The sequence below is a fragment of the Comamonas sp. CMM03 genome (genome assembly GCF_019218715.1).
Lineage (GTDB): Bacteria > Pseudomonadota > Gammaproteobacteria > Burkholderiales > Burkholderiaceae_C > Comamonas > Comamonas terrigena.
In genome coordinates this window covers 1,257,926-1,283,902 of record NZ_JAHUXB010000001.1, presented here as the reverse complement: position 1 = coordinate 1,283,902, position 25,977 = coordinate 1,257,926, and the positions used below count along the sequence as shown (strand labels likewise).

Below are 25,977 nucleotides of genomic sequence, written 5' to 3'. Positions count from 1 at the left end.
CCAGCCTGAACACACATACCGGTGGTGGAGGCAGAGTCGTTATGACCACTGCGCCAAGCTACTTATGGTCGCTAATTGTCGATTGCAGCCAGCAGACCAATCGATGGGGCAGGGATCCTCAATGGAGGATGCGTCAAGTTTCACCCTAGCGCGCCACCGGCACTTGATCCAGCTGGGTGGTGCACATGCCGGTGCGGCGCTCTTGCCGCATTCCCCAGGCACTCACTTGCACAGCACTGCCCACCGCCACGGCGCCTTTGCCCCAGCGCTGGTTGATGCGGTCCATGGCCTCCATCAGCGCGCTGTGGTCCCGGCCCGCAGGCTCTGCCTCTTCGGGCAGCAGTGAGGGCTGGTCCCGCGTCTGCGGGCTCAGGTCCAGCAGCATGACGCCGGCCTTGGCCAGCCGGTAGCCGGGCTGGTAGATCTTGCGCATGCCGCGCTCTGCTGCGGCCACCAGCACGCTGGTGTCGCTGCTGGGCTGCACCAGCTGCACGGTGGCGCTTTCTGAAAACCGGGGGTCATTGGCCCTGAATGGGCTGCTGTGCGCAAACACCAGAACGGCGCCGCAGCGGCTTTGCTGGGCGCGCAGCTTTTCTGCCGCCCGCTGGGCAAAGTGGCTGACGGCCTCCACCAGGGGCGCAAGGTCTGTCACCGGCCGCCCGAATGAGCGGGTGCAGGCGATCTGCTGCTTTGGGGGTGGGGCCAGCTCCAGGCTGATGCAGCTTTGACCGGACAGCTCAAGCACGGTGCGTTCCAGTACCACACTGAACTGGGCCCGGGCCATGGCCGGCGGCATGCGTGCCAAGTCCAGCGCAGTGCAGATGTTGTGCTCTGCCAGGCGCTTTGCAATGCGGCGGCCCACGCCCCACACTTCGCCCACTGCGGTCTGCTGCAGCAGTTGCTGCAGCGTAGCGGGCGGTAGCTCTGCCAGGTTGCACACGCGGGCCAACTCTGCCGGGTAGCTGCCGGGCTTGCGTTCTGCATCCTTGGCGATGTGGTTGGCCAGCTTGGCCAGGGTTTTGGTGGGCGCAATGCCTACGCAGGTGGTGATGCCGATGCCGCGCAGCACGCGGTCCCGGATGGCCCAGGCGCGGCGCGTGGCGTCCCGCACGCCTTGCAGGTTGATGAAGCACTCATCAATGCTGTAAATCTCTTGCTCAGGCCCCATGCCGGCGGCCAGGCTGTGCATGCGGTCGCTCATGTCGCCGTAGAGCGTGAAATTTGCACTGAGGGCGACCAGGCCGGCCTGGTCATGCAGGTGGCGGATCTGGAAGTAGGGGGCACCCATTTTGATGCCCAGGGCCTTGGCCTCTTCACTGCGGGCGATGGCGCAGCCGTCGTTGTTGGACAGCACTACCACGGGCAGGCCTTTCAGGCTGGGGCGGAATACGCGCTCACAGCTGACATAGAAGTTGTTGCCATCCAGCAGGGCAAACATGGCATGGTCTCATTCCGTGCGAAAGAGCTTGACAGCGCTGGTGACGACGCCCCAAACCTCAATGCTCTGCCCGTCCTTTGGCCTGATGTCGGGGTAGGTGGGGTTTTCCGGGCGCAGCATGAACTGGCCGTTGCGAATGTGCAGGCGCTTGCAGGTGAATTCCCCGTCCAGCTCGGCAATCACGATGTCGCCGTGGATTGGCTTGAGGTATTTGTCCACCACCAGCAGGTCGCCGTCAAAGATGCCGGCGCCTTCCATGCTGTCACCGGACAGCCGCAGGATGAAGGTGCACAGGGAGTGCTGCGTCAGTTTCCTGGCCAGGTCGATGCGGGTGACAGCAAAGTCCTCTGCCGGGCTGGGGAAGCCGCCACGCACGGGCGATACCGCCATGGGCAGCGGCATGGCGGTAACGATGGCTGGCACGGGCAGGCCGGCAAGTAAACGATTGCTGTACATGCATACAGTGTATGCGGATTCGCAAGCCTTCACTCACAGGGCCGCACGGCTGGTGCCCGGAAGGTGTGCGCCAAGCCCTTGCGGGCTTGGTAGCTTGCTCCGAATTGAGTAGGGCAGCAGGGCGAATGGGCTTCATGTCATGGACAGCAGCGGGAGGCCTAGCCAGACAAGGCCGCTGAGGATGACCAGCAGCAGGATGGTGATTGTTAGGTCCGGCTTCTCGTGCGCCATGGCGATGATGTTTTCAAGTGACTTCAAGCTGTTCTCCTCCTCTTTGGGTTCTGAAATAAGAAACGCCCCGCAAGCGGGGCGTTGTGGTTGGCTCTGCATGGAGCAGGGCGGCGTAGTGGATACGCTCGGTGGTTCAGGAAGTGATGGCGCAAGATTCCAGAGCAAGCCAATGATGGCGATCAGCACAAGAGTGACCAGCGTGGTGAAAGGCTTTTTGTGTGCCAGAGTGGTGATGTTTTCTAGGCGTTGCAAGGTTGATACCTCCTTTAGTTAGGTTCTGAAATGAAAAGAGCCCCGAAGTGGTGCCTTCGGGGCTCGGTGGTTGGAAGGAGCGTTGTTTACCTTCGCTATGTACTGCAACGCTAAGTCGCCCGCCTTCTCTATGGAGTGTCGGTCTATTAAATTAGCGAGGTTTGAGCCAAAGAGGTGAGCATGCGCCAGGTAGGAACGATCTGTGTTCCAGCGATGCTCTTGTGACTTGGAGGTTGGGCAGGCTGACGGCGTCGCTCTCCCATACATGACACTCTAAAGCGGGGAACGTGTTCTATGGCCCTTGCGGAAGGGGCCTGGGGTCTTGGGGGTTGAAGTGGGCCTCCTTTCAAGTGGAAATGAAGAAGGCCCTGCAGCAGAGCTTGCAGGGCCTTGGCGATGGAGAGCGGCAGCTCTTCTACTAGTCAGGGTCAACTGGAAAAGCGCAGTGGTTCCCGATGGTGTGGGTTAATTGAATGCACAAGGAGACCTTGCCACCCTGTTTCATCTGCGCTTGACTGCCTGGGCAGCAGTCGGTGAGCGTGTGGCAGACCGCTTTCACCTATCAGTCAAGTCCTATATGACTGGCTGAAGGGACTGACGCTTATCTCCTCCATGGAGTGTGACTCTAAAGCGAGGAGACTTCGCGACGACGGGTGGCCTTTGCGGTGGAGAAATGCGGTGCTTCCTATTGCGGGGGTCAATAGGCAAGCAGCTCTCTCCATAACAGGTCGTCCTAAGCGGCCGTAGCTGCTTCGCCACCACGCTCCATCTGCGCTTTGCTGGCCAGGCCGGCGTCTACTTGCTTCTTTCTATACGTGTCTCAATAAAACGCGTGGCGTTTCTATCTCCTTGTACGTGTTCCTCTAAAGTGCGTGTCGTTTGGATAGCTCAATACGAGGTGGTCTATTTAAAAGCGCAGATTTTTTTCCATCCCTTGCTGAATTTTGTCGATGGAGAGCAGCGGTTCTTCTATTGGCAGGACCCATCTGTGCGTGCGCCGCAGTTCACTAATAGTGCGGGTTAATCGGCCTTGGCGGCTTCGCCACCGCGTTCCATCTGCACCTTGCTGCCCAGGCCGCCGTCGCTGAGGGTGTGGCAGACCTCTTTGACCAGCCAGCCCTGGCCGTCGATGTCTTCCTTGAAGCCGGTCACGCGCACAGGGCTTTGGGGCATCAGTTCTGGGCGGCCCAGGGCCAGGGTCAGTTCGAACGTGGCCATGCCGCGCTCCAGGCGCTGGCGTTCGGCGCGGGCTGCGGTCAGGGCGTCCTGTTCGCTGGCGTAGGTTTCTTTCAGGGTTTTGACGTTGCGGGTTTTGTCGCCGGCAATGACTTCCTTGCGTTTGCCATTGACGCGGTCTGACCACCAAGCGCGCACGCCGTCGAATGCCTCGCGGGTGCTGCTGCTCCAGCGGTGCTGGTCCCCGCTGGCCCGGGTGATGTGGATGGTGGGCAGGCTTTCGCCCTTGCTGGTGGTGGTGCCGTTGATGGGCATGAACAGCAGGTGCTTTTTCTTGACGGTGGCCATGGCGTCGTATTTGCGCGCCAGGCGGGTCAGGAAGTGCATGTCGCTTTCGTTGGTCTGATCCTGGTGTGCAACTGCGATGGCTGCCAGCTTGGCGTCCACCTTGTGGCTGAGGCTGTTGCGTTTGGCCACTTCGGCCAGGATGGTGCCCAGGGTGGTGTTGTGCCAGCTTTTTTCTGCGCGTTTGCGGATCTCGCCACCCAGGTCCGCCGCGCGGGCGCGGATGGTGACTTTGTCCGGGGTGCCGGTGTGCTCTACCTCGTCCACCACAAAAGTGCCTTTGTCGATCAGCGGCTGGCCCTGCCAGCCTAGCTGCAGCTCTATTTCGGCTTCCTTGCGGGGCAGGGTGAGCTGGCCGTCACTGTCGTCCAGCTCCAGGTCCAGCTGGTCGGCGGTGTTTTCGCGCCCTTCTGTGAGCGTGAGGCTGATAAGCCGGGCATCGACGGTGGGGGTGATGTCTTTGCCGGCCACCACCAGGCGGTAGGCGGGGGCGGGGTGGCGGTAGCGTTCCTGGTCTGCCATGGTGGTGCTGGGTTATTCCTCACCGGCGGCCACGTATTGGCCGGTTTCGTCCACATCCACCTGCTGGCCGCCGGCTTCGTCGTCCACGCGGGTGAGTTGCAGGTCAAAGGCGATGCGGCGGGGCGTACCGTCTGGAAAGTGCAGGGTGCCGATTTCGTTGAGGCTTTCGATCACGTACTGGCCAAACACTTCACCGATGCCGGCCACCACGGCAAAGGCCTGGCCGCTGTCGCCCATGGCGCGCAGTTCGGCCACGCTGGCGTAGGTGCCGCACAGTTCTGGCGACACCCAGCCGCTGAGGCTGATGGTGTCGTCCCCCACGCCCACAAACTGGCGGGCCGCCCGGGCGCCCACCCGGCTGGTGCTGGGGTGGCGCCATGTGTTGCTGCGCTTGAATTCTTCATAGGCCAGGGTGTCCAGGCCAAACACGAATTGGCCCAGGGCCAGGAGCATGGATTGATTCATGTGGGTGGGCCTGCGTCAGTTTTGGTCATACAGGCCGCTGCGGCGGCGGGCGCCGGCGGCGCGTTCGCGCTTGTCCAGCTCGGCAGTCACGGCACGGGCAACGTCCTCGGGTGTCATGCCTGGGGTTGCGTGGATGACGATGTTGTAGTTGCCGCCGCCACCCGCCGCCGGCGCGACGGACAGGCTGGGTGCCATGGGGGTGCCGCGGCTGACCACGGGCATGGCGCCCGCCCCGTCTGGGCCGCCAGAGCCAACAATCGGGCCGTCTGCCTGGGCCACGGGCACCAGGGCGGCACCGGCCACTGCCAGTGCAGCGGTGCGCACGGCGGCCTGGCCTTTTTCCATGCCCACGGCGGCGCCTTCGCTGATCCAGCCGCCGAATTCGGTGAACACCTTGGAGGGGCTGGCGATGCCCAGCTTTTCCTTGAACCAGCCGGCCACGGCGGTGGCTGCACCCACCACGGTGTCTTTGAGGGCGCCCAGCTTGTTGGTGATGCCGCCAATGAGCCCATCCACGATGAAGCCGCCCAGCGACATGAACTGCTGCGGCACTTGGATGCCCAGCGCACCCAGCGCCATGGTGATGGCGGACCACAGCACACCCAGCGGGTTGAAGTTGAGCAGGGCCTGCAGCCACGCACCCACGCCATCGGAGAAGATGCCTTGGACCATGCTGACCATGCCGTTCCACAGGGTGCTGAGCGCGGAGACCAGGCCGGTCCACAGGCGCAGGCCGCCGGCCGCAATGGCATCCCAGTTCTGATAAATGAGCATGCCGGCGGTAATGAGCAGGCCGATGGGTCCCAGGAACCGCAGCAGCACCGGGCCAAAGCGCATGAGTACTGGCAGCAGCTTGGCGCCCCAGGTGAACATGCCGCGCAGCAGGGTGAGCGGGCCGGACGTGACGCCGATCTGGGCCAGCATCCAGCGCACGGCCATGCCCTTGGCGACGATCAGGCCCAGGGGGATGAGCAGGGCGCCCGTGGCGGCCAGGAAGGCGGCCAGGGCCAGCGCGCCCATGCCCAGCCAGCGCACCAGCTGCTGGTTTTCCTGCACCCACTTGTTGAAGTTGCCGCTGGCTTCGCCCAGCCAGTTGACCAGATCCTTCAGATCCGGGGCCATGGCCTTGCCAATGCTGGCCAGGGCGTTGGTGGCAGAGCCCTGGGCGGCTTCCACTACGTTGGTGAAGGTGCCCAGCTGTTCGTCCACGCGCTTCTGCAGGTCGGCCTGGTCGCCCATCTTGGCGGCGATTTCTTCATACCCGGCCTTGCCCTTGTCCATCATGGTGTTGAGCACCTGCAGGGTTTCGGCGTCATCGCCAAAGAGCTGCTTCATCACCGAGGTCTTGAGCACGGCGTTGTCGCCCAGGCCTTTGAGCTTGTCCAGCTGGGCGAACAGGTTGTCCATACCCAGGAATTCGCCTTTGTCGCCTGTGAACTTCAGCTTGAAGCCTGCCTTGGCGTCGCCCAGCAGGTCGTTGGCCTTGTCCAGCTTCTTGGTGTCCAGGCCGCCCTGGAACACCTTGCGGATGGCGTTGCCAGCGGATTCGCCGGCCATGCCGGTCTGGTCCATCATCACCAGCAGCGGGGCCATGCTGTTGGCGAATTCCAGTCCTTCCTGCCGCGTGATGGACATGATGGGGGACAGCTTGCTGAAGCCGTTGAGCATGTTGCCGCTGTCCACGCCCAGGTAGTGGGTGCGCTGTATGGTGTCCATCAGGCCCAGCATGTCTTTTTCGCTGGTGCGGGTGGAATCCTGCATCTTGGCGGCGAACTCTGCCGCCGCGGTGACCGGCATTTGCAGCTGCACACCCAGCAGGGCAGCGGCTTCGCCCGTGCCGCCCAGGATGCTTTGGGCAGACAGGCCCTGGCGGCGGAGCATGGTCATCATCTCGATGAAGTCCGCTGTGGTGCCGGGGAGGCGGTCCCCCAGCTTGGTGGCCAGGTCGTTGATTTTTTCAAACTCTTCGGGCACTGACCCGTCGGCCTTCATCATGCTGGCCTTGAGCTGGGTGGTGGCGTTTTCCTGTGGTGCAAATGCACCCATGGCCGCAGACACCGGGCGGGCCACTTGCTTGCCGGCATAGATGGATGCGGCACCAGCAACGGCCATGCCGCCGCCAATGGCCGCACCCTTGGCGGCCTGCTGCTGGATCTGAGCCAGCTTGCGCTGCTGATCGCCCTGGCGTTTGAGCGATTCGGTCTGCGCCTTGATGCGGGCTGTGGTGGCCGCGACGTCTGCGCCCATGCGCTTTTGCGCTTCGCTGACGCTGGTGATGCCCAGGGAGGTGAGGTTGGAACGCAGTTTGAGCAGGGTGGCCTGCTGTTCCTTGAACTTGGCTGTTTGCTTTTCGACGGCCTGCTGGCTGGCCTTGATCTGTGCCGTAGTGCCAACACCTGATGCACGCAGGGTCTGCAGGTTTTGAGACAGCACCTTGAGCTGGTTGCTGGTTTCCCGCAGGGCCTGGGATTGCTTTTGGAAGTTGCCCAGCGCCGCCTGCTGGGTGTTGAGCTGTTTGAGCTGTTCCCGCGCAGCCTTGAGGGTGGCCGCGGTTTCCTTGCTGCCCTGGCCGATACGCTTGAGCGGGGCCATGGCCTTGTCCACCAGGTCAAGGACCACGCGCAGGCGCATGTTTTGGTCGGCCACTGCTTATTTCTCCGGGGTGTTGAGGCGGTTGTGGATGGCAATGGCGCTTTCACGGCAGCGCATCAGCTCGGCGGGGTCCATTGCGTCCAAGACAGCGGGGGGCCAGTGGAAGAAGAAGGCCACCACGTCCATGGCCTCTTCAATCCGGTCGGGGAGCTTTAGCTGCGCTCCTTCCTCGGCACGAAAAAACTCACCAGTTCCGTGCCCAGCTTGACCAGGTCCACCGGGTCGATCAGGTCGAAGTCGGGTTTGACCAGTGGGGGTTCCGTGACACGGGGAAGCACGGTGTGCAGGGCGTCGGTGTTCAGGCTGAGCAGATCCGACAGGGCGATGCGGCGCAGGGGGCCGCCCATGGGTTTGCGGATGGTGATGACTTCGATCCGCTGGCCGCTGGGGCGGGTGATGGGTTCTTCCAGGGTGACGATGCGGATCTTGTCGTCCTGGGCGGCGGTGGACTGGGAGGAATCGATGGCTTGGGTGGCTGCGTCTTGGGTGGTGGTGTCTTTGGCGGGCATGGTTGGGGCTTTCTGGAAAAGGGGATTCAGGGGAGGGCGGGCATCAGATGCCCAGCAGCTGGCGCACGACGGCGAACTGGTCCACGCCGGCGAATTTTTCGATCATGCGGATGGCGTCGATCTCGATCAGCTCTTCACCGTCCCAGGTGAGGCGGTAGTAGTTGAGCGCGACCTTGCACTTGAATTCGGACTTGTCGCCGGCTTTGCCGCTGCCCATGTCGATTTCTTCCCAACGGCCACGCATGGAGACTTCGACCGCGCTGTATTGGCCGTCGTCGTCGCTTTGCACGGTGCCCACAAAGCGGATAGGCACGGCGTTCACACCGGCGGCGCCAAACTGGCGAATCACGTCTTTCATCCAGCCGCCGAAGGTGATTTCCGCTTCCAGCGCTTCCATGCCCATATCCGTCTTGGCGGGCAGGTTCATGCCGCCGGAGCGGTATTCCTCCAGCTTGCGGGTGAGTTTGGGGAGGACGATTTCCTCCACTTCGCCGGTGTAGTTGAGGCCGTCGGCAAAGACGGCAAAGTGTTTCAGGACTTTGGGCATGCCCATGGTGGTGTTCTCCTGCTAATCGGTGGTGGGCATTCAGGCCGCGGCCTGGACGTTGGCCGCGAAGTCAGCGAAGTAGCGGTCTGTGATGCGCTGCTTGAATGTGAGGTTTTCCAGCGGCGGCACGGGGGTGTAGTCGTAGTCGATGAGGGCCTGGCCTTCTTTCAGTGTGGGCGCTTCATTGACCGTGGCGTCAAACCAGGCGCTGCCGCCCAGCAGGTAGCCGCCGCCGATCAACTCACGGAACTTGGCGTTGACGCCATCCAGGATGTCTTTGATGAGGCTGGGGTGCAGGGGCTTGTCCACGGCCCACATGTGGGCCTCTGCAATGCTGTCGGCCAGCACATGCGCGGTGCGAACGGCGCTTTCAAATGCAAACAGCGGTTCGTCGCTGCAGGTGCGGCTGCCCCAGAAGCGGTAGCCGTCGCGGTTGATGAGGGTGGTGATGTCCGCACCGTTGAGCAGGCCGGCATCGGTGGCCGGGTTCTGCAGATCCCAGTAGATGTCTTTGTTGATGCCGGTGACGCCGTTGACCGCCACGTTTGACAGGGTCTTGTGCCAGCCGGTTTCCAGATCGATCTTGGCGCGCAGGCCCAGGGCATAGGCTTCGGCCCAGGCGTCCACGGTGGCATTGGATACGGTGTCCCAGCGCTGGAAGTCGCCATGGATCAGCATCAGTTCGCGCTTGCCGAATTCGCCGCGGTACAGGATGGCGTCGCCCACGGTGTCCTGGTAGGTGCCGCAATAGGCCATGCCGCGCAACTGCTCACCCAGCGTGGCCAGGGCCGTGGCCACCGGCTGGGTGGACAGGCCGGGTGCGCCCAGGATGCGGGGTTTGACACCGAGCTTGCCCTGCGCCGCCAGCAGGGCCTTCATGCCGGTGTAGGTGCCGTCCGCCGCCACGCCGCCAATGACGTTGCTGGTCAGGCTGGCGGCCTTTTCTTCCGGGGTTTCGCCTACGCCATCGGCCACGCGCACCACCACGGTGATGGGCAGGCACTGCTCGGCAATGGCATCCAGCGACTTGGCCAGGGTGCCCAGAACGCCCGCCTTGGCGATGGCGTTGCGCACGTGGGTGATGAGGACTGGCTTGTTCAGCGGGAAGGTTGCGTCATCGGCATCGGATGCGGTGGCAACCATGCCAATCACAGCCGTGGATACGGTGCGGATGGTGCGGATGCCTTCGGTGATTTCGAGGACACGCACGCCGTGGTGGTATTCGGTGGACATGGGCGCTTGAGGGGCTGGAGTTTGCGACCCCTCAATGGTCGCGGCCCGCCCGCGTGCGCGCCAGCGCGGGAGGGTGTAGGGGAGGGGTCTACATCACAAAGCCGGGGCGGGCTCGGTTTGGCCGTTGCTCCAGCCCTGCATCACGTCGTAGCTGGCCAGTTCTGCACGGGCCTGCGCCTCATCGGACCGCGCCGCCGCGACGATGGCGCCAATCTCTTCTTCATGCCATTGGCGAACACCGGTCAGAAAGCCGTGCATGCCCTGGAATTGCGCGTCCAGGGCAATGATGCGCTGGGCCAGTTCCTCACGCGGCATGCCGCGGGTCTGCGCACACGCATCCAGCCATGGCGTGGCTGCAGCAGAGCCGGAGACAACCGCCTGGGCCTGGGCAGTCTGGATGTACCAACTGCTGCGTTCTTCCTCGGGATACTTCGCGGTAATGAGGCCCATTTGGCGCTTGTATTCGGCATCGACCAAGGCCTGCAGGCCCGCAGCGATCACAGGAATAGGGTGGATGGGGTTCTGATGTGCGGCAAGCTCATCCGCTGACATAGGCGCGAGGTCGCGGGCTGCAATTTCTGCATCCTGCGAACCGTCTGCCAGAAGGGCAAACACTTCTCCGCCGGGGGATTTGAAAAATTTGTGCACCGGAATCATGCGATGACCTCGATCTGAAATTCACCCATGCTCGAGCGGACGACTTTGAAAGTCTCACCTTTGAGCAAGATGACGGATGCGGAAACAAAGCCCACCGTCAGAGGGCTGGAGGCAATGGCTTTTGCAATGCCATTGACGTGAATCTGTGCGCCGCCATTGGCTGCGTTGGTGGTTCCCATTACACGCACCTCACAAGTCCGCTGCACAGGGTTGGGGTATGTGATGTTTTCAAGGTAACCGGCGCCGGCTGAGCGGGTTTGCCCGTCACCCAGGGCTTTTTGCCGAGTTTCCAGCGCAGCGCCCAGCCCCTCCGGCGTGACGGCCACATCTGGGCGCACACCTTCCTTGGATTCGTCCACGGTGGCCAGTTTGACCAGGCCGCGTTTTTGCGGGGAGGCCACCAGGCTTTCTACCCAGGCACGGCTGGCAATGGCCACGGCCGGGTCGATGTTGAGCTTGACGGTGGCGGTGCTGCTGATTTCAACCACCATGCGCATGACCATCTCGCGGGCGGCACCTTCGGCCAGCACGGGCTTGTAGGTTTCCGGGTAGTTGCCCACGGCAATGCACTGCGCGCCATTGGCGCCGCCGTAGATGGCGGTTTCGCGCACGGTCCAGCCGCCCACGTCGCTGGGGACCACGGCTTCCACAATCAGCCAATTGGGGTTGTCGGGGTGTTGGGCAATGTCGGTGATGGCGAGGCGGTGCACTTCGCGCTTGAGGGCGGTCTGCGTTTGCATCGGAACCACGGGGGCGCCGCCGCCGTCGCCCAGGCACATGTGCGTCCAGGGCACGGTGGTTTGCGTGACTTGGGCATTGGCATGCAGTGCAGCGCCCAGGTTGGTGAGGAGGGTGTAGTAGGTGCTCACGGCTTAGTGCATGGGGTAGATGGTGGTGGTCAGGGCGTCATGCGCGGCAAAGGCCCAGCCTTGCGCAATCGCTGCGGGCGTGATGTCTTTTGACTGCATGGGGTAGACGGTGGTGGTGTCGCCAGCCAGCAGCTGCATGCCCACGGTGACGGTGCCGCGGGTTTGCAGGCTGGTGCGCAGGGTGCGCAGCACGCAGGCCTGGCGCTTGTATTCCTGGATCAGCGCGGCGGCGCGCTCCATGGCGGCCTGGGTGAGAGGGCGGTCCACCACGGCCACATCCACGTCGAATTCCGCCCAGTGGGCACCCTCGGGGTGTTCAATGACGCGCACGCTTTCCAGGCCGCTGCGCAGCAGGGCTTCGCGCACGGCCCAGGTGGTGCCCTTCTTTTGGTGCAGGCGCATGGACGCGGCCACCATGGCGCGTTGCTGGGCCTCGGTCCAGGCCAGGTCCCATTCGTCCACGCTCCAGGCCCAGGCCAGCCAGGGCAGCAGGAGGAGGGGACAATCCCAGGGGCTCCACAGCGTGCGGATGACTTCCGGCGTGTGCCGCAGGCGACCGGCCCTGGCCATGGCCCGCTCCAGCGGGGTGGCGTTGGGGGGTAGCAGGTGAGCGTCAGACATAGCTGCCCTCTGCAGGCTGGATGTCCACGCTGGTGCAGTAGGCCACCTGATGGGGCAGCACCACCACGTCGGCAACCGGCGTTGCCAGTGCTACCTTTTGCACGCCTTGTACATGCAGGGCGCCCAGGACGCCGCTTTCTGCCACGTCGTACCCCAGGCGGCGACAGCTGGCCAGGTAGGCAGCCAGGACGGCGCCCGCACGTTCCAGCGCGGATGCACTGGCGGGACCGGGATACAGGCGCAGCAGCGCCTTGACGGCGAAGTGCAGCACTTCGGCCGAGGCGACCTCTACGGTGTCGTTCTGGGGGCGCACATCGTCCGGGCTCAGGGCTGCAAGGACTTTCTGCAGCAGCTCTGGGCTGGCAGTTCCATCGCCCACACGGGAGAGCACGTACACCCGGACGGTGCCCGGGGTGGTGGTGATGGGCATGGCGTCCAGCACATCGGCATCCGCGCCCAGGGCGTGGAAGATGTAGCTACCGTGGCTGCCGGCGACGGTCAGCCCTTCAAACGCCATTTGCGCGCGGCGGCGCAGTTGGCCGTCGGTTTCACCCACCAGGCGCTGGACGCCGTTGTTGGCGGCGGCCACGTCCAGATCTTCATCCACGGCATAGGCCAGCATGACGGCCTTTGCGCTGTCGTTGATGCGGGCCTGCATGGCCACGTTTTCATAGGCCCAGCGCTGCAGGATCTTGGTGGCGGGTTCGGATTCCAGTTCCAGCACGTCGGCCATTTCTGGATAGTCGTCTGCCATGTCTGCCACCACCTGGGCTTTGAGGCGCGCAAATTCGGCTTCAAAGTCCAGCGGCAGCACCACGTTGGGGGCTGGCAGTTGGGACAGATCCACACTCATGCAGCACCCCGCAGCGGTAGGGCAGCAGACAGGCTCACGCTGCGGCCCTTGTAATCACCCTCCAGAGCCAGGATGGCCTGGCCGGGCTCCGGCCCGAAGTCCAGCCCCACGCGGGTGACGCGCAAGCGGGGTTCCCAGTTCATCAGCGCACTGGCAATGGCGGCGTAGCAGCGCAGGCGGGTGATGGAGTTGGCGGGGGCATCAATCAGGCTGAGCAGGATGCTGCCGTAAGTGCGCCGTTCCAGCCGGGAGCCGAGCGGGGTGGTCAGGATGTCCACAATGGACTGGCGCAGGTGCGCAATGCCGGTGATACGGCGGCCTGTAGTGCGGTCCATCATTGCGGGCCCCCGGTGTTGCCACCGTGCGCATCGGGGTGGGTGTGGGTGCTGCCGATGTTCTTGCCGTCGTGGGTGATCTGGCCGCCTTCAAAGTCCATGCCGCCTTGCACAGAGTTTCGGCCGCCGCCGCCGGCTTTGCCCGCTATGCCGCCATTGAATGTGAGCAGCTTTTGCACGGTGACAGCGCCGGTGAAAGTGGTTTGCGCACTGTCCACCGTGTATTCGGGCGTGGTCAGCGTGGTGCCTTCCGGCGTGATGTGCAGGGTGGACGCACCCACCCGCAGAGTGATGGCCTGGGCAATGTCCAGCACCAGGGTGCCGGCCTGGCGGTTGTGTTCCCAGTAGTCGGTGGCGCTGAAGTCGTGCCGCTCCACATCGGCGCTGTCGGCGCCTTGGGGCATGTCTTCACTGAAGCTGCCCACCAGGGCGGATGCTTGGCCCAGATCGCCGCCCGGAGAAAACAGCAGGCAGGGTTCACCAATGGCCGGAACGCGCCAGTGGCGGGTCTGCTGGCCGCCGCCGGCGGCCAGGCTGATCCAGGGCACCCAGTTGGTCAGCAGTTCGCCGGCGCGTACCCGGCAGCGTGCAGGGCGGCCAGGGCGCACTTCTTCCACACGCCCCTCACGGATGAGGTTGGCAAGCAGGCGGTACAGCTCTACCGGGCTGTGTTCTGGCGCTTGATCGGACATGCCAGCCATGGTGCCCAGCGCTACGCGCGGGCGCCAGCGCGCGCGCATGTAGCGGCAGGGTCTACACAATCAGCTGCCGGCGAGGCGGTCCAGAATGATGTCGCGCAGTTGCTCCAGCTGGTCCTGGCTGATGCCCAGAAGCGGGCGCTCCGGGTAGCTGTACTCGGCGCCACCTGGCGCCACGCGGTCGCGCAGGCCAAAGTGGTGCACGCGGGCAATGCGTTCTGCCCGGCCAATGAACTGCACCACGGCAGAGTCTGTAAATGCCTTGGTGCGCAGGTGGCGCGCCATGCGCATGCGGCGGAACATGGGGCCTTGGCGCAGGCGGCCTTTGGCATCGCGGCTGCGATTCTTGCGTGGTTCCCAGGCCTGGCCGTCCGGGCTTTGCTGGGCGGCCATGGATTGCTGGTTGGCCTTGCGCACGCTGATGGCCACTTCCCGGGCAAGTTGGCGGCGCTCTGCTGGTTGCAGGCGTGCAATCAGGGGGCTGAGCCAATCCTCCAGCCGGAGCAGATCGTCTGCCATGGGTCAGGGCGCCAGCGCTGGCCAGGCAGCCAACTGCTGGCCGTTAAGGTAGAGCGAGGTGACCGGGTCGTGCGGCATGTCTGCCGGGCCGGGTGGCTCTGCCCGGTGCAGTAGTTCAAACGCACCAGGTGCACCGCCTTCCAGGGGGCGGGCGTGTACGGATTCGGTGAGCTGCAGATCCAGCACCAGATCCAGCGCCTGGGTGTTGAGGTATTCCGCCTGTATGCGGATGGCTTGCCCCTTGGACTGGGGGTTGTTCAGCAGGTCGGACTGGTGGGCACGGAGCCAGACAAGGATGGGGCCCACCGCCGCGTCTGGGTGGCCGGTGAAGTCGCACAGCACGGTGCGCAGGGTGTAGTGCCACTGCCAGCCCAGGGCGGCGGTGCCGGTGGTGGCAATGCGGCCGTCCAGCACGAACATCATCAGCCGTTCGGGGTCGCGAGCGAATTCCGGCAGCGCGGCGGTAAGGTGGGCACGCAGGCTAGGGGGTTTGCGCATGGTCCAGCTCCTGCAGCTTCTGGCGCCAGGCGGTGAAGGCCTGCTTTACTTCGCCGTACTGGGCAATGCAGTGGTTGAGTTCGCGGATGGCCTGGTCCCCGTCGTGGCTGATGCCGGCAAGACTTGCTGCTGCCGCTGGGTCAAGTTCGGCGTACGTGGGGCCAGGTTCAGCGCCGGAAAGTCCGGGGGGCTGTATTCCAGCGGGCTGACAGCTGGCGGGCAGGACGACAGGGACGTGCACGCGGACAGTGCCAGCGCCAAGGCCAGCAAGATGGGTGTTGTGGGCTGCATCGGCTTCTTTCTGGTCATCGGTGAGCTGGTTTTCCAAGGTGGTGATGCGGTGGCGCAAGCTGGCTTCGGCCTCAGTGCGTTCGCCGCGCAGCCAGACGGTGGTGCGGGCGTGGCGGCGCTGCAGGTCTTGCAGTTCGACCGCGGCGGCACGGGCCACGCGGCGGCCTTCAAACAGCACGCCGGCGTAGAAGGACGCCAGCAGCACGGCGCAGATCAGGACGGCAACAGCCAGGCGGTCGGTAGAGGGGCGCAGCATCACAGCACCCCCGTGCATGCGGCGTGGCGCGCGAGCTGGCGGGTCCACACCCCCATGCAGCGCTTGTTGCCCGGGGTGCTGCAGTCATACCCGGCTGCGAACTTGTAGCGCAGGTAGGCCTGGCAGGCCGGGCCGTAGTTGCCGGCCACGTACTGGGCGCGCATGGTGCTGTTCCACCAGTTGGTGCAGCCGTACTGTCCAGCGAAGTCCACCGCCTGTTCAAACTCCACGGGGTGCATGGGCGTGTCGCCCAAGCTGCGCTTGACGCAGGCCACGTAGGTGTTCTGCAGCAGGTTGGCGGCCAGCTCACCCGCACGCTGGCGGGTGATGGGCGGATCTGCCAGGGTGACGCGGCGGCCATCTTCATAGTGGGTGGCACCGTGGCCGATGGTGGCCACATCGCCCTTGGTGGGGATGGTGGGGGCGGCAGTGAAGCCTTCATGCCCGATCCAGGCGACCAGGATGGCGGCGGTCAGGCCCAGGGCGGATGCAGGGGTGCGCTTATTCATGGCATTCCCCCTGCAGTTTGCGCATGCGGGCTTCGTGTTCCCGCTGCTGGCGGGCGTTTTCTTCGCGCTTGAAACCGGCTTCCACACGGCGGTAGTGCCAGTTGATGAGCAGGCCCACCACGGCAATGACCAGGCCGGCCACGGCAGCGAATTCGCTGGAGAAGAACCAGCCACCAGCGGCGCCCACTGCGCCACCGGCGGTGATTTTCTGGCCAAAGGCGGCGCTGCCAGCGGCTTCCACAACGGTGTCTGTTTTGAGTCCCATGGTTGCTTTCAGTCCCACAGCTGCACGGTGGGTTTGGTTTGGGGCACCGGAATGTCCGGCATGGTGACCAGCAGCCCCTGCGGCAACACCAGGCCGTGGCGGGTCAGGCCAGGGTTGGCCTGCATGACGGCTTCCACCACGGCGCGGGTGCGGCCGTAGTGGCGCCAGCACAGTGCGTCTACCGTTTCGCCTTGTTGGGTGCGGATTTGCGTGGCCATGGCTGGCGGGGTTACAGCAGATCCACGGTGCAGCGCGGGCGGGCCAGCAGATCTGCAATGGCCCAGCGCTGGTTGCGGCGGTGCTGGTCTACCTGGATGGCCAGGTCTTCCAGCACGCGGTCTGCCTTACCGGAGCCGGCGGGGATGGTGGAGAGGTTGCGGTAGGCGTCTGCCAGATCTGCCTGCAGGCATGCGTGCACAGCGCGGCGGTAGTAGAGGACTTTGGCGCTTTCGCCACCCATCTGGGGCGCAGGCACATTGGCCAGGCAGGCATAGCCCCAGCGGGTGCGTTGTTCATCCGCCCAGTCCTGCAGCTCTGCATTGACGCTGAGCATGGCGTCCATCAACGCAGGGCGCAGGCGGTCGGCCGTGACAGTGCCATCCAGCCGGCAGGCGTTGCGCACCTGGGCCGGGTCCATGTCTGGGAACCAGGTGCCATTGCTGACCACGGGCTCTTGCAAGGCCGCTGGCGGGTTGGCTGTGACGATGAATCCATTCATGGTGCAGGGCGCGGCGTTGCGGAGGGACAGGTGGGGTGGCGGGTTGAGCGGGTGGGCGGTGGTCCAGGACGTTGGCCGTGCGCGGCGGTGCCGGCGTGGCCGCGGCCCTGGAGCCGCCCGGCGCGGGGTGCGCTCAGTCGGGCGCCTGGTCGGCTGGGGCCTGCGCTTGCAGTTCCTTCCAGCGGCGTTCCAGGCGTTCCACATCTTTTTTGACGCCAATCTGCACATGCAGGGCGATGGCGCGCTGCAGCTGGGGCAGGGCAATGGCCACTTGCTCACGCTGCAGCTGCTTGGTGTCCACGTCATGCGTGGCGGTCTTGCCCATGGCAGCCCAGCCGATGGCCTTGTGCAGCTTGGCGCGGGCCTGGTCGTGGGTGTCGTGGTCTTTGGTGAGTTCGTCCACCTGGGCCAGCGCTACCATGGCATCGGTTCCGGCCAGCTTGCCGGCAATGGCGGCTTCGCTGATGTCGTCCAGCAGCAGGGTGGGCAGGTTGCGCTGGTACTGGTCGGGCAGTTGCAGGCCGTGGCGCAGGCAGTAGCCGGCCAGCTGCAGGCCCTGGCGCCAGTTGCCCACGTCCAGGTGCCACACCAGCAACGTGGTGACCACGGGGTCCTGGGCGCCGGCGTCTGCATCCAGCACGCCGTCCAGGTAGTTATCGAAGTCGGCCAGCATGGTGCGCTTGGCTTCGATCTTCTTTTCCACGGACTGAATGGCCTTGAGGGTGCGCAGGTGGGCGTGGAGCTGGGCCAGCATCAGTTCGTGTTCAGCCCCCTGCATGGGGCCATGGGGGTCTGCAGCCGCCGCCTGGGCGGCCTGCTGGGCAGCAAGGATGCGGGCGCGGTGCCGCTGGGCGGGTGTCTGGGGCATGGTGTTGGTGTGTGCGGGTCAAAAAAGGGCCGCCGCGCCGTGGCGGCAGCGGCCCAAGGGGACAGCGGGGGCGTCAGGCAGCGGATTGGATGTTTTCCACCAGGGCGCATTGGCCATATTTCTCGACCACATAAGCGTCATTGCTGGATTCATAGAACTCGACGCGATCGCGTTCCATCACATCCTTGATGCCGCGGCGGCGAGCACCGTTCTGGAAGTAGATGGATAGGTTGTCGAGGCGAGTCACCAGTACGGAACCTGGGGGGAAGTAGGGCGCCACGAGAGCCTGCAGGCCCCCCAGGCGGCGCTGGCTGACCACGATGTCAGCGGCCAGGCGCTCGGTGGGGGCGTCGTTCTTTTCCATCAGGGGAAAGAGCTTGTCGTGCATCAGGTCGCGTCCCACGATGGCGACCAGCCGTGGATCCTCTTGGCACCAGGGATCCAGCAGGGTCTTGGTGGCGTCATAGACCAGGGCATCCAGGTGGGCGTAGTCGCCACCGTTGCCTACCGTGATCTTGCCTTGCACTGCACCGTCTTTCAGCACCCGTTCCGGGGCTTTGGTGCGGATGTGCTCCAGCCAGCCGATGTTCACGTCCTGCAGCAGGGGGTATGTTTCGCGGTCGGTATCTGCATCGGCACGAACGCCATTCCAGCCAGTCATGATGCGGTCCAGGGCGCACTGCTGCATCACGTAGTTGCTGATGCGGGGCTGGAAGTCTTTGAACTGAGCCCATGCGTCCAGCGTGGCGTAGCGGAGGTGGGTGTCGTAGTTGGTTTGGACGCACTCATATTGCTCACCGGTCAGCCCGGCGACATCACGCGTTTGACGAGACTTGTTGCCGCTGGTGTTGGTGCGGCTGGCGATGGGGCCGCTCACTCCCAGGGCAAGCTTTTCGCCCTTCATATCTTTCACGCCGATGATGTTGATCATTCCCAGGAACGCGCTGGATTCCTGCAGCTTGCCTTCCAGCTTTTGCTGAACGCTGGGGGCGACGTTGAATTTGTCGGCAGCGCTGCCCACGCCGTTGTTGCGGGCTTGCTGGTCCATGTAGCCAGCGAAGTGCTGGCGGGTATCGTTGTGCATAGGGTTCCTTGGAATGGGGTGTGGAGGGGGGCGGGCCGGGCTCAGTAATCGGCCACGTCGCGACCAGCGCCACCGGTGGCGGCAGGGCGATGCGGGTCTGCGGACTGGGTGCTGAGTTGCTGCACCAAGGCGTCGTGCTTGCCTTCCAGCTTGGCCAGGCCTTGGCTGAACTTTTCCGATGCATCGGCAAAGGCCTGCAGGGTCTGGGGCACGGCGGCCAGTGCTGCGACCACTTCGGCTGGCAGGGCGCTGTGTTGCTGAACGGCAGGGGCGGCCGGGGCGGCAGGCGCAGCAGGCGCGGACTGGAACTTGTCCAGCAGGGCGGTGAACTTGGCCAAAGCTGCGGTCAGGACGCCGGTATCCGGGCTGGCGGGTTGCTCGGGCTCCAGCTCCAGGGCGAATTCCACGCCAGCCGTAAACAGCGTGTTGGGGTTGGTCTTACGGCCTGCCAGCGGGTTGGCGTTGGGGAGTTGGGCTGCGAACTGCAGCATTTCAGTGCCCAGGCTGGCCGGGGAGTCGGTGACGGCCAGGCCGATCAGGTAGGCCTCGCCGGTGCCGGCGAACTCAGGGTCCACCTCGATCGAGGTGTAGAGCTTCTGGCCCTTTTTGTTCATTGCCACCAGGGATTCCAGCGGCTGGATCTGCGCGAAGAGGGCCAGCTTGCCGTCCTCCACGGTGCGGGCCTGCACGCCCAGCACGTCGCCCTGGGCGGCAAAAGCGCTTTCGGGCAGCATGCCGCGCATGTGCTCGATCCAGACGCGGGCGCCGTACTTGGCGGGGCTGAAGTTCTTGGCCATCTGGTCGATCCAGTGGCGCTCGATCTTGCGGCCGTCAGTGGTGGCGCCTTCGGTGGCCACGCGGAACCATTTGGACTTGGACATGTGTGTGCTGCTTAGAGGGTGGTTGTTCGGTCCCTCTATGGTCTGAGCCTTGCCTGTAGGCGGCCAGCGCTTGGCGCTGTAGCGGCGCACTGCACATAAATGCGTGGGTGCGCCCGCGCGTTATGCCGCCCAAACTGCAGCCCTATGACGGCCACCAAGGACCGGCGGGCGCGTGTGCGCAGCGGTCAGCACAACCCTTTTCCCATTGCCAACACCCAGCAGCCTGATGCCCCGGCGCAGGAGCTGGATGTGCTGCGCGCGCTGACGGACCGCAGCCAGGACAAGCGCCGTTCAGCCCGCGCGCTGTACTGGATGGGCTGGCGGGTGACGCACATTGCCGAGCACCTGGAGGTGCCGCGCACCACGGTGCACGAATGGAAGAAGGCGGACACCTGGGAACAGGCCACGGCGGTGCAGCGCGTGGAAGGAACGCTGGAGATGCGCCTTTGCACGCTGATCAACAAGGACAGCAAGACCGGCGGCGACTTCAAAGAGATTGACCTGCTGGGGCGCCAGATTGAGCGCCTGGCGCGCGTGCAGCGCTACGAGAAGACGGGTAAGGAAGCCGACCTGAACCCGAACATTCTGGAGCGCAATGCCGGGCCGAAGCGCCCGCCTGAGCGCAACCCGCTGGGTGATGCGGCGCTGGAGAAGCTGAAGGCGGCATTCATTGACAGCCTGTTCAAGTACCAGCTGACCTGGTGGCAGAACAGCCAGGAACGCACGCGGGTGATATTGAAAAGTCGGCAGATTGGCGCGACTTGGTACTTTGCCCGCGAGGCGCTGATTGATGCGCTGGAGACTGGGCGCAATCAGATCTTTCTGTCTGCCAGCCGGGCGCAGGCGCAGATCTTCCGCCAGTACATCGTGGCGTTTGTGCAGGAGGTGCTGGACATTGAGCTGAAGGGCGACCCGATTGTGTTGCCCAACGGCGCCACGCTTTATTTCCTGGGCACGAATGCGCGCACGGCCCAGGGCTACCACGGCAATTTCTACTTTGATGAATTCTTCTGGACGCACCGCTTTGAAGAACTGAACAAGGTGGCCAGCGGCATGGCCATGCACAAGCACTGGCGCAAGACCTACTTCAGCACGCCCAGCAGCTTGCAGCACCAGGCCTACGCTTTCTGGAGCGGTGCGCGCATCAACCGCAAGCGCGCCAAGGCGGACCGCATTGAGCTGAACCTGACCCACGACTGGCTGGCGGGTGGCTTTACCGGTGAGGACAAGATCTGGCGCCAGATTGTGACGGTGCTGGATGCCGCCGCCGGTGGCTGCGATTTGTTCGACCTGGACGAGCTACGCTTTGAGTACAGCGACGAGGAATGGGACAACCTGCTGATGTGCGGGTTTGTGGACGAAAGCTTCGCCGTGTTCCCGCTGAGCATGCTGATGGGCTGCCATGTGGACAGCTGGGATGCATGGGCGCAGGACTTCAAACCCTTTGCCCTGCGGCCCTTTGGGCGCAAGCCGGTGTGGATTGGTTACGACCCCAGCCACACGGGCGACGCCGCTGGCCTGGTGGTGCTTGCACCGCCTGACGTGCCTGGCGGCAAGTTCCGCGTGCTGGAGCGCCTGCAGTTCAAGGGGGCGGACTTTGAAGGTCAGGCGGAGCAGATCCGCAAGCTGACCGAAAAATACAACGTGCAGCACATCTGCATTGACACCACGGGCCTGGGCCAAGGGGTCTACCAGATCGTGAAGAAGTTCTTCCCTAGCGTGAAGGCCTTGCAGTACAGCGTGGAGGTGAAGACCCGCCTGGTGCTGAAGGCGCAGAGCGTGATGCGCGCGGGCCGCCTCGAGTTTGACGCCGGGGATGTGGACCTGCAGCGCAGCTTCATGGCGATCAAGCGCGAGATGACGGCTAGCGGTCGCAACGTGACCTATGCCGGTGGCCGCAGCGAGGAGGCTGGCCACTCTGACCTTGCCTGGGCCTGCATGAATGCTTTGGACAATGAGCCACTGGAAGCGGTTGCCCTGGGCGGCAACGGCGGTGGCGCCACCATGGAGTTTTACTGATGACCACCCTGATGCCCGCAGCTGCGGAAGCCACAGCCCTGACCACCACCAGCCCGGCACGCATGGAGGCCTTTTCTTTTGGTGACCCGGAAGCAGTGCTGGACCGCCGGGAGATTCTGGACTATGTGGAATGCTGGGTGAATGGCGAGTGGTATGACCCGCCCGTCAGCTTTGACGGGCTGGCCCGGTCGTTCCGTGCAGCCACACACCATGAGAGCGCCATCCATTTCAAGGCCCAGGTGCTGGCCAGCACGTTCACCCCGCACAAGCTGCTGAGCCGGGCAACCATGCGGCAGTTGGCCACGGACTATCTGGTGTTTGGCAATGCCTACCTGGAGCGGCCGCGCAACATGCTGGGCGACGGGATGCAGCTGAAGCACGCCCTGGCCAAGTATGTGCGGCGCCACCAGGATCTGCAGCGCTTTGGCTTTGTGCGCACCTGGCAGCAGGCGCACTACTTTCCCAAAGGCAGCATCTGCCATGTGCTGGAGCCGGATGTGCACCAGGAGGTGTATGGGCTGCCCCAGTACCTGTCATCCCTGCAGGCAGCGCTGCTGAACGAGAGTGCCACGCTGTTCCGTCGGCGCTATTACACGAACGGCAGCCATGCGGGCTACATCCTGTACCTGACCGACCCGGAAACGAACCAGGGCGACGTGGATGCGCTGCGGCAGGCGCTGAAAAGCAGCAAGGGACTGGGCAACTTCCGCAACCTCTTTTTCCACAGCCCGAACGGCAAGGAGAAGGGGATCCAGCTGATCCCGATTGGCGAAGCCGCGGCCAAGGACGAATTCTTCAACATCAAGAACGTGAGCCGGGACGACCAACTGGCAGCCCACCGGGTGCCGCCCCAGCTGATGGGCGTGGTGCCGGCCAATGCCGGCGGCTTTGGCGATGTGGTGGCCGCGGCCCGGGTGTTTGCGCGCAATGAGGTGTACCCGCTTCAGGCGCACATTGGCAGTGCGATCAACGACTATATGGGCGAAGAGATCTGCCGCTGGACACCTTATGTGCTGCCCGGGGTGGACCAGGCTGGGCAGGGTGGGGTTGGTGTGATGCACTGACGGCCAAGCCCAAGATATGACAGAGAGCCCCGCACCGCGGGGCTTTTTTGCTTTCAGCCGGCGGCGGCGCAGTCTGCCAGTGTGCCGGCGGCCAGATCCAGCCTGCGCGAGAGCGGTTGCAGCAGGGTGTGAAGTGCATCTGCACTGATCTGCCCTTGCTGGGCTGCGGCCAGCAGCTCGCACAAGGCCGCCATGGCTGCGCTCACATCGTCTATCTCTCTCTGTAGCCGCTCATTTGCTGAGTTCTTGGAAGGCATGGATGCTCTCTAAACACTGTATGTTTATACAGTATATGCAGGCTAACTACATGTGAGCAAACGCTTTTCCTACTGTATGAAGCACGCATAGCCACTGGCCCTCCACCTGTGCACCCAGGGGCCGCCCGGCCCAGCTGGGGCCATCCAGGGGCCATCCAGGGGCCATCCAGGGGGCAGGAGGGCAGAGGGGGCAGGGGGGCGACCGGCGGGCACCCCAGCCATCCCCCCACAGCGCGCGGTCGAGACCCCGCCGCGCCTGCGCGCTTAATGTGTCACTTCCGACGGCACCGCCGGCCATGGGCACTTACGCGCCTAGCTTGATCCCGAACGGGATTGGAGGCACTGTGAGATTGACGGGTTTTGACGGGAAATACTCACACGACTCCTTTAGAGTTGCCGAAGGTGGAAGACTGGTGCTTCACCTGGCGAGCAAGGAGCGGAATCCGGCGTAGTAGACCGCCTGTGCTTGTTGTGGCTGATTGTCTGTGGCTGCTTGGAGCGCCAAGAAGAATTCACACCGATCTCACATATGAGAGTCCAAGCCATTGTTTGGGAATGATCGGACGCGGATTCAATTCCCGCCAGCTCCACCATACAAGACACCGCCACACACTGGAAAGCCTAGTGTGTGGCGGTTTTTTCTTGCCCCAAAGGGTCGTGTGGTGTCGCCAAATTCGCACCGATTTCGCACGGGATTCGCACCGATCACTCCCCGCTGACCAGGCGAAGTTCAGCCTCGGGCTTCTGGTGAACTTGTCGTAGGCGCGGACCACCATCGCTACGACCCCATAGCCTAGGTGTCGGGCTGCCTGCCAACGGCTGGCTCCAGGGTGGATGCAGGGTTGCGTCAGATCTGGCATGGGTCCGGAGCGCAATTGCCGGCCGCTTAGCGATCGCGGCGGCCATGCCGACTTCAGTGTCCGAGCGTCGCTTGCTCAGGGCCCAGGCGTATAGAACAACTCGTTGCTGCGCTGGTCGCATTGGTCGGCGCATCTGTGCTTGCGCTAATGAAGCATCTCGGAGCCAAGCTGATTCGGCGCAAGGGTAGCGTGGGAAAGTGGCATCAAAGACGGATGTCTTTGGCGGGGCTGGATTTTTGCTTTTTTAAAAGTTGATCCTTAGCCCATCCAGCTGACTGATTGCCTTGGTTGGCCCGGTCAAGTCAAAACGCATCACGGTAAAAGATCCACTTTGCACCGGCATGGTGAAATAGAGGATCCCAGATGACAATGCGTTATCCGTTCAAGATAAAGATGACTTCATCTTCTCTGTGACTTCTGGCGCTGGTTTGGGGTGACCAAACAGGAAACCTTGGAACTGAGAGTATCCGATATCAATGAGCATTTCGTGCTGGCTGTGTTCTTCCACGCCCTCAACAATAGCTTCCATTTCTAACAGTTCGGATATTTCAAAAATCTTCTTCAGCAGATTTTTGGAAGATTCGTTGGACTTGGCATCTCGAATAAATTGCTTGTCTATCTTTATTTTCTGCACCGGCAATGTCTTGATGATAGAAAGCGATGAGAATCCAGATCCGAAGTCATCAAGAGCCCATTGGACGCCGAAATCTTTAAGTTGCTGGATTTTTAATATCGCTTGCTCGGCATCGATGATCAAGGCTGACTCCGTCAGCTCAAGTTCAATCAGCTCAGGCCTGACCCCGAAATTTTGAACCACTTCGATGACGGTAGCGACGAAATCTTCATCAGCAAGCTGCACCGGACTCACATTGACCGCTATATATTTGTCTTTAAGCGAAGAATCATTTGACCATTCTGCAAGCAAACGACAGGATTGACGTAAAACCTCAAGCCCAATATCACGGATGACAAGGCTCTCTTCGGCCAATGGAATAAATTTATCAGGAGATAAAAGGCCTCGTTCTGGGTGGTTCCATCTTACCAATGCCTCAGCTCCCAAAGGCTTGCCTTTCGCATCCACTTGAACTTGGTAGTGAACCACTATTTCATTTTTTACCACGGCTTGAGCCAGGCTGAATGCGAGATCAACTTTCTCGTTTAAATTTTTGATGTAGATTCTTATTATGGATGCCAGTATCAACGTGGAAAATGTGTAGTTGCTGACGCAACCTATCATTCTAATATTTTCTGGCGGAGAGAAATTGGAAGAATCTATATCAAAAAGTCCTACTCCGAAAGCGGCAAAAAATACCAAACAAAGTCTGGGGAAAATAATTCCCATGTATTTGTCTTTGGGGTTAAATATAAATACAACTCCAATGGCGAGAGGGAGGAAATATACATGGGCAGAGCGCGGAATGTTTTCAAGAGGGCTGTCTATCAAAGATATCAATGTCACTATCAGCAAGAGTGCATGCGCCATTCCTGCAAGATATGCATAACTGAAATTTCTCGCGGAATAATATGAACATATTCCCACAAGAAAAAGCCCCAAAAAAATCAGCGCAAGGTCATTTCTGGAATACAAAAAATAACATGCAGTCCAGAATATACCCAAAACCGTACAAGCGATGGTATTGAGCTGCAAAAGGAGCTTGATTTTTATGACTTTATCACTTTGGGGAAATTTTTTCCCCAACCACTCTACCTCTCGGTAGTGGGAGGCTTTTGTATTATATTTATTAGTCAACGTACTTGCGCCTTGTAAATTTAAAGCAGTTGATATTTATTTTTAACAATGAGCGGCGCATTGTAAATTACAATTTGTTTCAATGCATTTGTTTTTGACTATAATTATAGTTGTTTTGATAGTTTGTAATTTTTATAGAAAAATAATTCTATTAATTACTAGCCCGGTGAAGCAGTGGTGGTTCTGATCGGCCGATAAGGCGCGCAGTCATTCTGTAGGAGGACTTCATGGGTTTCAACCCATCGCGCCAGCATCAAAAAAAGCCACGCAGCGGTTATG

The 25,977-nt window shown here is 62.5% G+C and carries 30 protein-coding genes; 2 read left to right on the top strand and 28 right to left on the bottom strand.

Annotated features, from left to right (window positions below; genetic code table 11):
- Nucleotides 1–145: 145 nt before the first annotated feature.
- The 26 genes from KW830_RS05875 to KW830_RS05750 all read right to left on the bottom strand — a co-directional run bounded on the left by KW830_RS05875 (nucleotide 146) and on the right by KW830_RS05750 (nucleotide 19,748).
- The gene (locus KW830_RS05875; protein WP_218332461.1) at nucleotides 146–1,438 is read right to left on the bottom strand and encodes a Y-family DNA polymerase; all 1,293 of its coding nucleotides are present in this window, start codon (nucleotides 1,436–1,438) and stop codon (nucleotides 146–148) included.
- A 9-nt stretch (nucleotides 1,439–1,447) separates the two neighbouring features.
- The gene (locus tag KW830_RS05870; protein WP_218332460.1) at nucleotides 1,448–1,894 is read right to left on the bottom strand and encodes a LexA family transcriptional regulator; all 447 of its coding nucleotides are present in this window, start codon (nucleotides 1,892–1,894) and stop codon (nucleotides 1,448–1,450) included.
- A 132-nt stretch (nucleotides 1,895–2,026) separates the two neighbouring features.
- Complete coding sequence (locus tag KW830_RS05865; RefSeq protein ID WP_218332459.1) at nucleotides 2,027–2,377, bottom strand: hypothetical protein; 351 nt, start codon at nucleotides 2,375–2,377, stop codon at nucleotides 2,027–2,029.
- Between the two features lie 1,020 nt (nucleotides 2,378–3,397).
- The gene (locus tag KW830_RS05860; RefSeq protein WP_218332458.1) at nucleotides 3,398–4,420 is read right to left on the bottom strand and encodes a contractile injection system protein, VgrG/Pvc8 family; all 1,023 of its coding nucleotides are present in this window, start codon (nucleotides 4,418–4,420) and stop codon (nucleotides 3,398–3,400) included.
- Nucleotides 4,421–4,432: 12 nt separating this feature from the next.
- Entirely contained in the window at nucleotides 4,433–4,873 is a 441-nt protein-coding gene (locus KW830_RS05855; protein WP_218332644.1) for a phage tail protein, read from the bottom strand.
- Between the two features lie 27 nt (nucleotides 4,874–4,900).
- Nucleotides 4,901–7,531 (bottom strand): phage tail tape measure protein, encoded by a 2,631-nt coding sequence (locus tag KW830_RS05850; protein ID WP_218332457.1) that lies wholly within the window; start codon nucleotides 7,529–7,531, stop codon nucleotides 4,901–4,903.
- Between the two features lie 3 nt (nucleotides 7,532–7,534).
- A complete protein-coding gene (locus tag KW830_RS05845) occupies nucleotides 7,535–7,663 on the bottom strand; it encodes a GpE family phage tail protein (protein ID WP_218332456.1) in 129 nt (42 codons plus the stop codon).
- 26 nt (nucleotides 7,664–7,689) lie between these two features.
- Nucleotides 7,690–8,046 carry a phage tail assembly protein gene (locus KW830_RS05840; RefSeq protein ID WP_218332455.1) on the bottom strand — a complete coding sequence of 119 codons (357 nt, stop codon included), beginning with the start codon at nucleotides 8,044–8,046 and terminating at the stop codon, nucleotides 7,690–7,692.
- A 43-nt stretch (nucleotides 8,047–8,089) separates the two neighbouring features.
- On the bottom strand, nucleotides 8,090–8,599 hold the full coding sequence (locus KW830_RS05835; RefSeq protein WP_218332454.1) for a phage major tail tube protein: 510 nt from the start codon (nucleotides 8,597–8,599) through the stop codon (nucleotides 8,090–8,092).
- A 33-nt stretch (nucleotides 8,600–8,632) separates the two neighbouring features.
- Entirely contained in the window at nucleotides 8,633–9,826 is a 1,194-nt protein-coding gene (locus KW830_RS05830; protein ID WP_218332453.1) for a phage tail sheath protein, read from the bottom strand.
- Nucleotides 9,827–9,919: 93 nt separating this feature from the next.
- The gene (locus tag KW830_RS05825) at nucleotides 9,920–10,483 is read right to left on the bottom strand and encodes a hypothetical protein (protein WP_218332452.1); all 564 of its coding nucleotides are present in this window, start codon (nucleotides 10,481–10,483) and stop codon (nucleotides 9,920–9,922) included.
- Entirely contained in the window at nucleotides 10,480–11,352 is an 873-nt protein-coding gene (locus tag KW830_RS05820; RefSeq protein WP_218332451.1) for a phage tail protein, read from the bottom strand. The genes KW830_RS05825 and KW830_RS05820 overlap by 4 nt, the downstream gene beginning before the upstream one ends.
- Before the next feature lie 3 nt (nucleotides 11,353–11,355).
- A complete protein-coding gene (locus KW830_RS05815) occupies nucleotides 11,356–11,973 on the bottom strand; it encodes a phage tail protein I (protein ID WP_218332450.1) in 618 nt (205 codons plus the stop codon).
- Complete coding sequence (locus KW830_RS05810; protein ID WP_218332449.1) at nucleotides 11,966–12,826, bottom strand: baseplate J/gp47 family protein; 861 nt, start codon at nucleotides 12,824–12,826, stop codon at nucleotides 11,966–11,968. Before KW830_RS05810 ends, KW830_RS05815 begins: the two co-directional genes overlap by 8 nt.
- Complete coding sequence (locus KW830_RS05805) at nucleotides 12,823–13,164, bottom strand: GPW/gp25 family protein (protein ID WP_370626093.1); 342 nt, start codon at nucleotides 13,162–13,164, stop codon at nucleotides 12,823–12,825. The genes KW830_RS05810 and KW830_RS05805 overlap by 4 nt, the downstream gene beginning before the upstream one ends.
- Complete coding sequence (locus KW830_RS05800; protein ID WP_218332448.1) at nucleotides 13,161–13,901, bottom strand: phage baseplate assembly protein V; 741 nt, start codon at nucleotides 13,899–13,901, stop codon at nucleotides 13,161–13,163. Before KW830_RS05800 ends, KW830_RS05805 begins: the two co-directional genes overlap by 4 nt.
- Nucleotides 13,902–13,922: 21 nt before the next feature.
- On the bottom strand, nucleotides 13,923–14,378 hold the full coding sequence (locus tag KW830_RS05795) for a phage virion morphogenesis protein (protein ID WP_218332447.1): 456 nt from the start codon (nucleotides 14,376–14,378) through the stop codon (nucleotides 13,923–13,925).
- Nucleotides 14,379–14,381: 3 nt separating this feature from the next.
- Complete coding sequence (locus KW830_RS05790) at nucleotides 14,382–14,876, bottom strand: phage tail protein (RefSeq protein WP_218332446.1); 495 nt, start codon at nucleotides 14,874–14,876, stop codon at nucleotides 14,382–14,384.
- Nucleotides 14,860–15,423: a hypothetical protein gene (locus KW830_RS05785; protein ID WP_218332445.1), complete on the bottom strand. Its 564-nt coding sequence runs from the start codon at nucleotides 15,421–15,423 to the stop codon at nucleotides 14,860–14,862. Before KW830_RS05785 ends, KW830_RS05790 begins: the two co-directional genes overlap by 17 nt.
- Nucleotides 15,423–15,932: a lysozyme gene (locus KW830_RS05780; RefSeq protein ID WP_218332444.1), complete on the bottom strand. Its 510-nt coding sequence runs from the start codon at nucleotides 15,930–15,932 to the stop codon at nucleotides 15,423–15,425. Before KW830_RS05780 ends, KW830_RS05785 begins: the two co-directional genes overlap by 1 nt.
- The gene (locus KW830_RS05775) at nucleotides 15,925–16,197 is read right to left on the bottom strand and encodes a holin (protein ID WP_083520276.1); all 273 of its coding nucleotides are present in this window, start codon (nucleotides 16,195–16,197) and stop codon (nucleotides 15,925–15,927) included. The genes KW830_RS05780 and KW830_RS05775 overlap by 8 nt, the downstream gene beginning before the upstream one ends.
- Before the next feature lie 8 nt (nucleotides 16,198–16,205).
- Entirely contained in the window at nucleotides 16,206–16,415 is a 210-nt protein-coding gene (locus KW830_RS05770; RefSeq protein ID WP_192333298.1) for a tail protein X, read from the bottom strand.
- An 11-nt stretch (nucleotides 16,416–16,426) separates the two neighbouring features.
- Complete coding sequence (locus tag KW830_RS05765; RefSeq protein WP_218332443.1) at nucleotides 16,427–16,915, bottom strand: head completion/stabilization protein; 489 nt, start codon at nucleotides 16,913–16,915, stop codon at nucleotides 16,427–16,429.
- A gap of 133 nt (nucleotides 16,916–17,048) precedes the next feature.
- A complete protein-coding gene (gene gpM / locus KW830_RS05760) occupies nucleotides 17,049–17,783 on the bottom strand; it encodes a phage terminase small subunit (protein ID WP_218332442.1) in 735 nt (244 codons plus the stop codon).
- 73 nt (nucleotides 17,784–17,856) lie between these two features.
- Complete coding sequence (locus tag KW830_RS05755) at nucleotides 17,857–18,867, bottom strand: phage major capsid protein, P2 family (protein WP_218332441.1); 1,011 nt, start codon at nucleotides 18,865–18,867, stop codon at nucleotides 17,857–17,859.
- Between the two features lie 41 nt (nucleotides 18,868–18,908).
- Complete coding sequence (locus tag KW830_RS05750) at nucleotides 18,909–19,748, bottom strand: GPO family capsid scaffolding protein (RefSeq protein WP_218332440.1); 840 nt, start codon at nucleotides 19,746–19,748, stop codon at nucleotides 18,909–18,911.
- A gap of 144 nt (nucleotides 19,749–19,892) precedes the next feature.
- Between KW830_RS05750 and KW830_RS05745 the strand changes: the two genes are divergently transcribed.
- Entirely contained in the window at nucleotides 19,893–21,767 is a 1,875-nt protein-coding gene (locus KW830_RS05745; RefSeq protein WP_218332439.1) for a terminase large subunit domain-containing protein, read from the top strand.
- A complete protein-coding gene (locus KW830_RS05740; protein ID WP_218332438.1) occupies nucleotides 21,767–22,831 on the top strand; it encodes a phage portal protein in 1,065 nt (354 codons plus the stop codon). The genes KW830_RS05745 and KW830_RS05740 overlap by 1 nt, the downstream gene beginning before the upstream one ends.
- A 53-nt stretch (nucleotides 22,832–22,884) precedes the next feature.
- Here the strand turns inward: KW830_RS05740 and KW830_RS05735 are convergent, their stop codons facing one another.
- Together KW830_RS05735 and KW830_RS05730 are read right to left on the bottom strand one after the other, a co-directional pair.
- Complete coding sequence (locus KW830_RS05735; RefSeq protein ID WP_192333304.1) at nucleotides 22,885–23,088, bottom strand: DUF1484 family protein; 204 nt, start codon at nucleotides 23,086–23,088, stop codon at nucleotides 22,885–22,887.
- Nucleotides 23,089–24,330: 1,242 nt separating this feature from the next.
- Complete coding sequence (locus KW830_RS05730) at nucleotides 24,331–25,698, bottom strand: bifunctional diguanylate cyclase/phosphodiesterase (protein ID WP_218332437.1); 1,368 nt, start codon at nucleotides 25,696–25,698, stop codon at nucleotides 24,331–24,333.
- Between the last annotated feature and the right edge of the window lie 279 nt (nucleotides 25,699–25,977).

Coding starts and splice junctions, on each gene's coding strand:
- KW830_RS05875 (WP_218332461.1), bottom strand. CDS start 1,438: ATGTTTGCCCTGCTGGATGGCAACAACTTCTATGTCAGCTGTGAGCGC.
- KW830_RS05870 (WP_218332460.1), bottom strand. CDS start 1,894: ATGTACAGCAATCGTTTACTTGCCGGCCTGCCCGTGCCAGCCATCGTT.
- KW830_RS05860 (WP_218332458.1), bottom strand. CDS start 4,420: ATGGCAGACCAGGAACGCTACCGCCACCCCGCCCCCGCCTACCGCCTG.
- KW830_RS05855 (WP_218332644.1), bottom strand. CDS start 4,873: ATGCTCCTGGCCCTGGGCCAATTCGTGTTTGGCCTGGACACCCTGGCC.
- KW830_RS05845 (WP_218332456.1), bottom strand. CDS start 7,663: ATGGACGTGGTGGCCTTCTTCTTCCACTGGCCCCCCGCTGTCTTGGAC.
- KW830_RS05840 (WP_218332455.1), bottom strand. CDS start 8,046: ATGCCCGCCAAAGACACCACCACCCAAGACGCAGCCACCCAAGCCATC.
- KW830_RS05835 (WP_218332454.1), bottom strand. CDS start 8,599: ATGGGCATGCCCAAAGTCCTGAAACACTTTGCCGTCTTTGCCGACGGC.
- KW830_RS05830 (WP_218332453.1), bottom strand. CDS start 9,826: ATGTCCACCGAATACCACCACGGCGTGCGTGTCCTCGAAATCACCGAA.
- KW830_RS05825 (WP_218332452.1), bottom strand. CDS start 10,483: ATGATTCCGGTGCACAAATTTTTCAAATCCCCCGGCGGAGAAGTGTTT.
- KW830_RS05815 (WP_218332450.1), bottom strand. CDS start 11,973: ATGTCTGACGCTCACCTGCTACCCCCCAACGCCACCCCGCTGGAGCGG.
- KW830_RS05810 (WP_218332449.1), bottom strand. CDS start 12,826: ATGAGTGTGGATCTGTCCCAACTGCCAGCCCCCAACGTGGTGCTGCCG.
- KW830_RS05805 (WP_370626093.1), bottom strand. CDS start 13,164: ATGATGGACCGCACTACAGGCCGCCGTATCACCGGCATTGCGCACCTG.
- KW830_RS05800 (WP_218332448.1), bottom strand. CDS start 13,901: ATGCGCGCGCGCTGGCGCCCGCGCGTAGCGCTGGGCACCATGGCTGGC.
- KW830_RS05795 (WP_218332447.1), bottom strand. CDS start 14,378: ATGGCAGACGATCTGCTCCGGCTGGAGGATTGGCTCAGCCCCCTGATT.
- KW830_RS05790 (WP_218332446.1), bottom strand. CDS start 14,876: ATGCGCAAACCCCCTAGCCTGCGTGCCCACCTTACCGCCGCGCTGCCG.
- KW830_RS05785 (WP_218332445.1), bottom strand. CDS start 15,423: ATGCTGCGCCCCTCTACCGACCGCCTGGCTGTTGCCGTCCTGATCTGC.
- KW830_RS05780 (WP_218332444.1), bottom strand. CDS start 15,932: ATGAATAAGCGCACCCCTGCATCCGCCCTGGGCCTGACCGCCGCCATC.
- KW830_RS05775 (WP_083520276.1), bottom strand. CDS start 16,197: ATGGGACTCAAAACAGACACCGTTGTGGAAGCCGCTGGCAGCGCCGCC.
- KW830_RS05770 (WP_192333298.1), bottom strand. CDS start 16,415: ATGGCCACGCAAATCCGCACCCAACAAGGCGAAACGGTAGACGCACTG.
- KW830_RS05765 (WP_218332443.1), bottom strand. CDS start 16,915: ATGAATGGATTCATCGTCACAGCCAACCCGCCAGCGGCCTTGCAAGAG.
- gpM (WP_218332442.1), bottom strand. CDS start 17,783: ATGCCCCAGACACCCGCCCAGCGGCACCGCGCCCGCATCCTTGCTGCC.
- KW830_RS05755 (WP_218332441.1), bottom strand. CDS start 18,867: ATGCACAACGATACCCGCCAGCACTTCGCTGGCTACATGGACCAGCAA.
- KW830_RS05750 (WP_218332440.1), bottom strand. CDS start 19,748: ATGTCCAAGTCCAAATGGTTCCGCGTGGCCACCGAAGGCGCCACCACT.
- KW830_RS05745 (WP_218332439.1), top strand. CDS start 19,893: ATGACGGCCACCAAGGACCGGCGGGCGCGTGTGCGCAGCGGTCAGCAC.
- KW830_RS05740 (WP_218332438.1), top strand. CDS start 21,767: ATGACCACCCTGATGCCCGCAGCTGCGGAAGCCACAGCCCTGACCACC.
- KW830_RS05735 (WP_192333304.1), bottom strand. CDS start 23,088: ATGCCTTCCAAGAACTCAGCAAATGAGCGGCTACAGAGAGAGATAGAC.